The 8,173-nt window shown below is 70.1% G+C and carries 6 protein-coding genes; 3 read left to right on the top strand and 3 right to left on the bottom strand.

Going from position 1 to position 8,173, the window contains the following annotated elements:
• Positions 1–58: 58 nt before the first annotated feature.
• Complete coding sequence (locus EAO73_RS17150) at positions 59–610, bottom strand: hypothetical protein (protein ID WP_147972434.1); 552 nt, start codon at positions 608–610, stop codon at positions 59–61.
• A 92-nt stretch (positions 611–702) separates the two neighbouring features.
• The gene (locus tag EAO73_RS17155; protein ID WP_147973490.1) at positions 703–1,059 is read right to left on the bottom strand and encodes a winged helix-turn-helix transcriptional regulator; all 357 of its coding nucleotides are present in this window, start codon (positions 1,057–1,059) and stop codon (positions 703–705) included.
• Positions 1,060–1,186: 127 nt separating this feature from the next.
• Here EAO73_RS17155 and EAO73_RS17160 point away from each other — a divergent pair, with 127 nt between their 5' ends.
• From EAO73_RS17160 to EAO73_RS17170, 3 genes are all read left to right on the top strand, one after another.
• Complete coding sequence (locus tag EAO73_RS17160; protein WP_191134115.1) at positions 1,187–1,831, top strand: NAD(P)-dependent oxidoreductase; 645 nt, start codon at positions 1,187–1,189, stop codon at positions 1,829–1,831.
• A gap of 108 nt (positions 1,832–1,939) precedes the next feature.
• The gene (locus tag EAO73_RS17165; protein ID WP_224756406.1) at positions 1,940–4,240 is read left to right on the top strand and encodes an ATP-dependent RecD-like DNA helicase; all 2,301 of its coding nucleotides are present in this window, start codon (positions 1,940–1,942) and stop codon (positions 4,238–4,240) included.
• A gap of 129 nt (positions 4,241–4,369) precedes the next feature.
• Positions 4,370–5,668 (top strand): citrate synthase, encoded by a 1,299-nt coding sequence (locus EAO73_RS17170; RefSeq protein WP_018518088.1) that lies wholly within the window; start codon positions 4,370–4,372, stop codon positions 5,666–5,668.
• A 530-nt stretch (positions 5,669–6,198) separates the two neighbouring features.
• Here the strand turns inward: EAO73_RS17170 and EAO73_RS17175 are convergent.
• Positions 6,199–8,173, bottom strand: a 1,975-nt coding sequence (locus EAO73_RS17175) for a copper-translocating P-type ATPase (protein WP_147973492.1), incomplete at its 5' end; no start/stop codon positions are given.

Raw genomic sequence — 8,173 nt, forward strand, 5'->3', positions numbered from 1 at the left:
GAGGCCACCTCCGGGGCCCGGCTGTGCGGTCCGGGCCCCGGGGCCGCCGGGCGGTGCGTCACACTCCGGCGACGGACCCGCAGGTGATGGTGCCCTCGACGGTGATCGAGTCACCCGTCGGGTCGGTCGGGCCCAGCTTCAGGCCGGACACGGTGATGACCCAGGTGCCGCCGCTCTTGCTGCCGGTGATCCCGGGTGCGGCCGTGTGCAGATAGCTCTTGCCGTCCGCCGTGGTCAGCGTGGTCATCGCCTTGTCGTCGCTCATGACGGCGGTGAACGAGGGCTTCGCGGGGGTGGCGCTGTCCGCGCTCTCCGGCGCGGTGATGGCGGCGAGCTTCCCGCCCATCACGGCGCAGCTCACGCTGTTGATCGTGACCTCGCCGCTGTCCCCGCCGCTGTAGGTGAGCTTCGCGGACCCCTTCCCGTCCCCGGCGGGCTCCGCGTTCCCCTCGTCCTTGCCGGTGTCCTTCCCGGCTTCGGCCGGCGTGCTCGCCGACGAACCGCCCGTTTCCTTACCGGAGTCCTTGCTGTCCGACGAGCAGCCCGTAAGAGCCAGCGCGGCGGCGGTGAGGGCTATGAGGGGCAGGGTGAGGGCACGGGTCGTGCGCATGCGGAAGCACCTTTCAGCGATCGGGAAAGACGCTCACCGTACAGGGGTTCCGCCGGCGGATGACAGGATTCCGGGGGGCGGTGGCGGCCCGTTCAGCGGAGGGCCGGCCCGGCCGTCTCCTCGTAGGCCTCGCGTGCGCCCTCCACCTCCGGCAGATGCGCGGCGGCCCAGGCGCAGCAGGCGGCCATGGGGGCGAGCACCGAGCGGCCGAGCGGGGAGAGGGCGTAGTCGACGCGGGGCGGGACGCCGTCGCCGACGGTACGGGTGATCAGGCCGTCCCGTTCCATGGAGCGAAGGGTCTCGGTGAGCACCTTCGGGGTGATGCCGCGCAGCGGGACCGCGAGTTCGGAGAAGCGCCGGGGTCCGTCCTCCAGGCACCGGACGATCTTCGCGGTCCACTTGCCGCCCAGCCGGAACGGCGATTCGGTGTGGTCGCAGCCGGTGAACATGTCGGCGTCAAGAGGTTCGCTCACTCCGTCGAGCGTACGTAACTATCGTTGCGGAAACCATGGGGTGCCCGTCTAGCGTCACGGCAACGGCCCACGGACGACGCGGGCCCTGACGGGGGGACAACCCATGAGCAGGATCGCTGTGTTCGGAGCCGGTGGACGCGCGGGGCGGCGGGCGGTCGCGGAGGCCGTGGCGCGGGGGCACCGGGTGACGGCCGTGGTGCGGGACCCCGCCGCGCATCCTGGGCTCGGCGGGCCAGGGGTGGACGTGGTCGCCGGAGACGTGACCGACGCGGAGAGCGTGGCGGCGGTGGCAAAGGGCCATGACGCGGCGATCGGCGCCGCGGCACGGATGGACATGCCGTCGGCCGAGTTCTTCGTGGGCGCGGCGCACGCGCTGCTGGCCGGCCTGGAGAGGGCGGGCGTGCCCCGGCTGGTGCTGGTCGGGATCGGTACGACGCTGGAGGCGGCCCCGGGCGTCATGCTCCACGACACCCCCGGCTTCCCGGCGGACGCCCGGACCTTCTCGCTCGGCCACGCGGCGGAACTGGATGTGCTGCGCGCCGCCGGGACGACCGTCGACTGGGTGGTGCTCGCCCCGCCGCCGGTGTTCCTGGACGACGAGGCCGAGCGCACCGGCCACTACCGGACGGGCGGCAACGCGCTGCTGCCGGACGCCGATTCCCTCTCGTACGCGGACCTGGCGGTCGCCCTGGTCGACGAGATCGAGACCCCGAAGCACAGCCGCTCACTGACCGCGGTGGCTTCCTGACCGTTGCGGGGCGCCGGTGCCGCTCATGGCACCGGCGACTTCTCGGGTGCGGCCCGCGCTCTGTCGGTCCCGCCCGATACCGTCGCCTCCATGTCCACCACGCCCACCGTGCCGAACATGGCCGTCCTCGAAGGCGTACTCGAACGGATCACGTACGCCAACGAGGAGAACGGGTACACCGTCGCCCGCGTCGACACCGGACGGGGGAGCAATGACCTGCTCACCGTCGTGGGGGCGCTGCTCGGGGCGCAGCCCGGGGAGTCGCTGCGGATGGAGGGGCGTTGGGGCTCCCACGCGCAGTACGGCAAGCAGTTCGTCGTGGAGAACTACACGACGATCCTCCCCGCCACCATCCAGGGCATCCGGCGCTACCTCGGCTCCGGGCTGATCAAGGGCATCGGGCCCGTGATGGCCGACCGGATCACCACCCACTTCGGCGTGGACACGCTCGACATCATCGAGCGGGAGCCCAAGCGGCTGATCGAGGTTCCGGGGCTCGGGCCCAAGCGGACGAAGATGATCGCCGCCGCGTGGGAGGAGCAGAAGGCGATCAAGGAGGTCATGGTCTTCCTCCAGGGCGTCGGCGTCTCGACGTCCATCGCGGTGCGGATCTACAAGAAGTACGAGGACGCCTCGATCTCCGTCGTGAAGAACCAGCCCTACCGGCTGGCCGCCGACGTCTGGGGCATCGGCTTCCTGACCGCCGACCGGATCGCCCAGGCCGTCGGCATCCCGCACGACAGCCCGGAACGGGTCAAGGCCGGGCTGCAGTACGCGCTGTCGCAGTCCACGGACCAGGGGCACTGCTTCCTGCCCGAGGAGCGGCTGATCGCGGACGCGGTGAAGTTGCTTCAAGTGGACACCGGGCTGGTCATCGAGTGCCTGGCCGAGCTGGCGGAGGAACCGGAAGGCGTCGTACGGGAGAAGGTGCCGTCGCCCGAGGGCGGGGAGCCGGTCACGGCGGTGTACCTCGTGCCGTTCCACCGGGCGGAGATCTCGCTCGCCGCGCAGGTGCGGCGGCTGCTGCGGACGCCGGAGGAGCGGATGCCCGGCTTCGCGGACGTGGACTGGGACAAGGCCCTGAAGTGGCTCGCCGGCCGGACCGGCGCCCAGTTGGCCCCCGGGCAGGAAGCCGCCGTACGGCTCGCGCTGAGCCGGAAGGTCGCGGTGCTGACCGGCGGACCGGGCTGCGGCAAGTCGTTCACGGTCCGGTCCATCGTGGAACTGGCACGCGCCAAGAAGGCGAAGGTGGTGCTCGCCGCGCCCACCGGCCGCGCGGCGAAGCGGCTCTCGGAGCTGACGGGTGCCGAGGCGTCCACCGTGCACCGGCTGCTGGAACTGAAGCCGGGCGGCGACGCGGCGTACGACAGGGACCGGCCGCTGGACGCGGATCTGGTCGTCGTCGACGAGGCGTCGATGCTCGATCTGCTGCTCGCCAACAAGCTGGTCAAGGCGGTGGCACCCGGTGCCCACCTGCTGCTCGTCGGCGATGTGGACCAACTGCCCTCGGTGGGCGCGGGGGAGGTGCTGCGGGACCTGCTCGCGGACGGCGGTCCGGTGCCGGCGGTCCGGCTGACCACCATTTTCCGCCAGGCCCAGCAGTCGGGCGTCGTCACCAACGCGCACCGCATCAATTCCGGCGTACCGCCCCTCACTCAAGGGCTCAGCGACTTCTTCCTCTTCGTCGAGGACGAGACCGAGGACGCGGGTGTGCTCGCGGTGGACGTCGCCGCCCGTCGTATTCCGGCCAAGTTCGGGCTGAACGCGCGCCGCGATGTCCAGGTGCTCGCGCCGATGCACCGGGGCCCGGCCGGGGCCGGTCATCTCAACGGGCTGCTCCAGCAGGCGATCACCCCGGGGCGGCCCGGGGTGCCGGAGAAGCGGTTCGGCGGCCGGGTGTTCCGCGTCGGGGACAAGGTCACCCAGATCCGCAACAACTACGACAAGGGCGAGAACGGTGTCTTCAACGGCACGGTCGGCGTCGTCACCGGCCTTGACCTGGACGAACAGCGGCTGACCGTCCTCACCGACGAGGACGAGGAGATCGGCTACGACTTCGACGAGCTGGACGAGCTGGCCCACGCGTACGCCATGACGATCCACCGTTCGCAGGGCAGCGAGTACCCCGCCGTCGTCATTCCGGTGACGAAGAGCGCGTGGATGATGCTCCAGCGGAACCTGTTGTACACGGCCGTGACGCGGGCCAAGAAGCTCGTCGTCCTGGTCGGCTCCCGGCAGGCGATCGGACAGGCGGTCCGCACGGTTTCCGCAGGCAGACGCTGTACGGCGCTGGATCACCGGCTGCGCGGAGACGCCGACGGAGGATCATCGGTAAAAATGATCGATCAAAACGGTGGGAAACATCACGGAGGTCTTCCGGAACCGCAGTCAAGGGGGCAGGATGGCTAAGTTCGCGGCACTCAGTGCCGCGAGTAGGTCCAATGGACGACCCCGAGTGCACTCTCCTGAGCCAAATGGGGGAGGGTGGAGACAGTCAGGGAACCTCGAAGAAGAGGCACTACGTCGGTGAGGGATGACGTGAGCGAGCACACCAACAACGCTGTGGTACTGCGGTACGGCGATGGCGAGTACACCTACCCGGTGATCGACAGCACCGTCGGCGACAAGGGCTTCGACATCGGGAAGCTCCGGGCGAACACCGGCCTGGTGACGCTGGACAGCGGATACGGCAACACCGCGGCCTATAAATCGGCCATCACCTACCTCGACGGCGAGCAGGGCATCCTGCGCTACCGCGGCTACCCCATCGAGCAGCTCGCCGAGCGCTCGACGTTCCTCGAGGTCGCGTACACGCTGATCAACGGTGAGCTTCCCAAGGTCGACGAGCTGTCGACCTTCAAGAACGAGATCACCCAGCACACCCTGCTGCACGAGGACGTCAAGCGGTTCTTCGACGGCTTCCCGCGCGACGCCCACCCGATGGCCATGCTGTCCTCGGTCGTCAGCGCGCTGTCCACGTTCTACCAGGACAGCCACAACCCGTTCGACGAGGAGCAGCGCCACCTCTCGACGATCCGGCTGCTCGCCAAGCTCCCGACCATCGCCGCGTACGCGTACAAGAAGTCGATCGGTCACCCGTTCGTCTACCCGCGCAACGACCTCGGCTACGTCGAGAACTTCCTGCGCATGACCTTCTCGGTCCCGGCCCAGGAGTACGAGCTCGACCCGGTCGTCGTCTCGGCGCTCGACAAGCTGCTCATCCTGCACGCGGACCACGAGCAGAACTGTTCGACCTCCACCGTGCGTCTGGTCGGCTCCTCGCAGGCGAACATGTTCGCCTCGATCTCCGCCGGCATCTCCGCGCTCTGGGGCCCCCTGCACGGCGGCGCCAACCAGTCGGTCCTGGAGATGCTGGAAGGCATCCAGGCCAACGGCGGCGACGTCGACTCCTTCATCCGCAAGGTGAAGAACAAGGAGGACGGCGTCCGCCTGATGGGCTTCGGCCACCGGGTGTACAAGTCCTTCGACCCGCGCGCCAAGATCATCAAGGCTGCCGCGCACGACGTGCTGTCCGCGCTCGGCAAGTCCGACGAGCTGCTCGACATCGCGCTCAAGCTGGAGGAGCACGCGCTCTCCGACGAGTACTTCGTCTCGCGCAACCTCTACCCGAACGTGGACTTCTACACGGGCCTCATCTACCGCGCGATGGGCTTCCCGACCGAGATGTTCACCGTGCTCTTCGCGCTCGGCCGGCTGCCCGGCTGGATCGCCCAGTGGCACGAGATGATCAAGGAGCCGGGTTCCCGCATCGGCCGCCCGCGCCAGATCTACACCGGCGAGGTCCTGCGCGACTTCGTCCCGGTCGAGGGCCGCTGAGTGACCCCTCCCGCGTCATCCCGGCCCTGACTGACGCCGGTTCCTTCGCCCCGTACTGCCGCGCCCTCGCCCCGAGCGACGCGGAGTCCGGGGCGTTGCGCATTTCCGGGGGCGGGCGGCGGGGCGGCGGAGCCCGGCGCGCACAGACCCGGGAGCGCTCCCGCAACAAGCGAGAAGCGCCTCGCCATCGATCCCCCCACGGGCCGACAGCGAGGCGCTTCCCATATCCCGGAGCGGATTCCCCCCACGGGATCCGGCCGGGCGTTCTGTGGGAGCCGTAGCTCCTGGGTGGTGCCTCGGTACTGCGGGTACTGCGTGTGCGTTCCTGCCTGTGGTCTGCCGGGGTACGTACCGACGGGAGGGCCGCTCAAAGCTCCCCGGTGTACGTGCCCCGGCCCACTTGCCCGGAGCATCCCCCAAGATGCTCCGCCGGACGTCCCCCAAGACATCCTTGGCATCGCACTCTAAGACTTACGAACCCATCGAATGGTTACCCTGAAACCGATGTGATCTGGATCTCATTGTGGAAATTACGTGAAGGACCGCAGGCGCAGGCTGTTCGTCACGACGAAGACCGAGGAGAAGGCCATCGCCGCTCCAGCAATCATAGGGTTGAGCAGCCCAAATGCCGCAAGGGGTAGAGCGGCCACGTTGTAGCCGAATGCCCAGAAAAGGTTGCCCCTGATGGTGGTGAGGGTGCGCCGGGAGAGACGGATGGCGTCTGCTGTCACCTTGAGATCTCCACGAACGAGGGTGAGGTCGCTCGCCTCGATCGCCGCGTCGGTGCCGGTTCCCATCGCCAGACCCAGGTCGGCGGTGGCCAGCGCGGCGGCGTCGTTGACCCCGTCACCGACCATGGCGACGACCCGCCCCTGAGCCTGCAGACCCCGGATGACGTGCGCCTTCTCCTCGGGCAGCACCTCGGCGCGGACCTCGTCGATGCCGACCTCGCGGGCCACGGACTCCGCCGCGGCGCGGTTGTCACCGGTCAGCAGGATCGGGGTGAGGCCGAGATCCCGGAGCGCGGCGACGGCTTCGGCGCTGGTGTCCTTGACCGCGTCGGCCACCTCCAGGACCGTGCGTGCCTCGCCGTCCCAGCCGACCGCGATGGCCGTACGCCCTTGAGCGGCGGCCTCCTCGAAGGCGGCGGCCAGGGTGTCGGGGAGGGTGATCCCGGCGTCGGTGAGCAGCCGGGGCCGCCCGACGAGGACGGCGTGCCCCTCCACGGTGCCCTGGACGCCGAGTCCGGGGACGTTGGTGAAGTCCTCGGGGGTGGGGAGGGTGCCGGTGCGTTCGGTGGCTGCGGTGGCGACGGCCTGGGCGATGGGGTGTTCGGAGGCGTGTTCCAGGGCTCCGGCCAGGTGGAGGGCCTCGGTGTCGGTGGTTCCGGCGGCCGTGTGGACGGCCTGGAGGGTCATGCGGCCGGTGGTGACGGTGCCGGTCTTGTCGAGGACGATGGTGTCGATGCGGCGGGTGGATTCCAGGACTTCGGGGCCCTTGATGAGGATGCCGAGCTGGGCGCCGCGTCCGGTGCCGACCATGAGGGCGGTCGGGGTGGCGAGGCCCAGGGCGCAGGGGCAGGCGATGATCAGGACGGCGACCGCCGCCGTGAACGCCGCCGTCACGTCGTCCGTGGTCAGCAGCCAGACGATCAGGGTGGACAGGGCGATCAGCAGGACGACCGGGACGAAGACCGCCGAGACCCGGTCGGCCAGGCGCTGGACCTCGGCCTTGCCGTTCTGGGCGTCCTCGACGAGCTTCGCCATCCGGGCCAGCTGGGTGTCCGCGCCGACGCGGGTCGCCTCGACGACGAGCCGGCCCGAGACGTTCACCGTTGCCCCGGCGACCTGGTTCCCGGTGCCCACGTCCACGGGAACGGATTCGCCGGTGAGCATGGACGCGTCCACGGCGGACGAGCCCTCGACGACCGTGCCGTCCGTCGCGATCTTCTCGCCAGGCCGGACGACGAAGCGGTCGCCCACGACGAGCCGGCCGACGGGGACGCGCACCTCGGCCCCGCCGCGCAGTACGGCCACGTCCTTGGCGCCCAGGTGCATCAGCGCCCGGAGCGCGGCCCCGGCCCTCCGCTTGGACTTCGCTTCCAGATAGCGGCCCAGCAGGATGAAGGTGGCGACGCCCGCCGCGACCTCCAGGTAGATGGTCGTCGAGCCCTCGGTCCGGGAGGCCGTCAGGTCGAAGCCGTGCCGCATCCCGGGCATCCCGGCGTCACCGAGGAACAGCGCCCAGAGCGACCAGCCGAAGGCGGCGAGGGTCCCGACGGAGACGAGCGTGTCCATGGTCGCCGCGCCGTGCCTGAGGTTGGTCCAGGCTGCCCGGTGGAAGGGCAGGGCGCCCCAGACCACGACGGGCGCGGCGAGGGTGAGCGAGAGCCACTGCCAGTTGTCGAACTGGAGCGCCGGGATCATCGCCAGGGCGACGACGGGGGCGGCGAGTGCGGCGGAGACGACGAGGCGCTGCCGGAGGGAGGCCAGGGCGGGGTCGGGG

The organism is Streptomyces sp. col6, assembly GCF_008042035.1.
Lineage (GTDB): Bacteria > Actinomycetota > Actinomycetes > Streptomycetales > Streptomycetaceae > Streptomyces.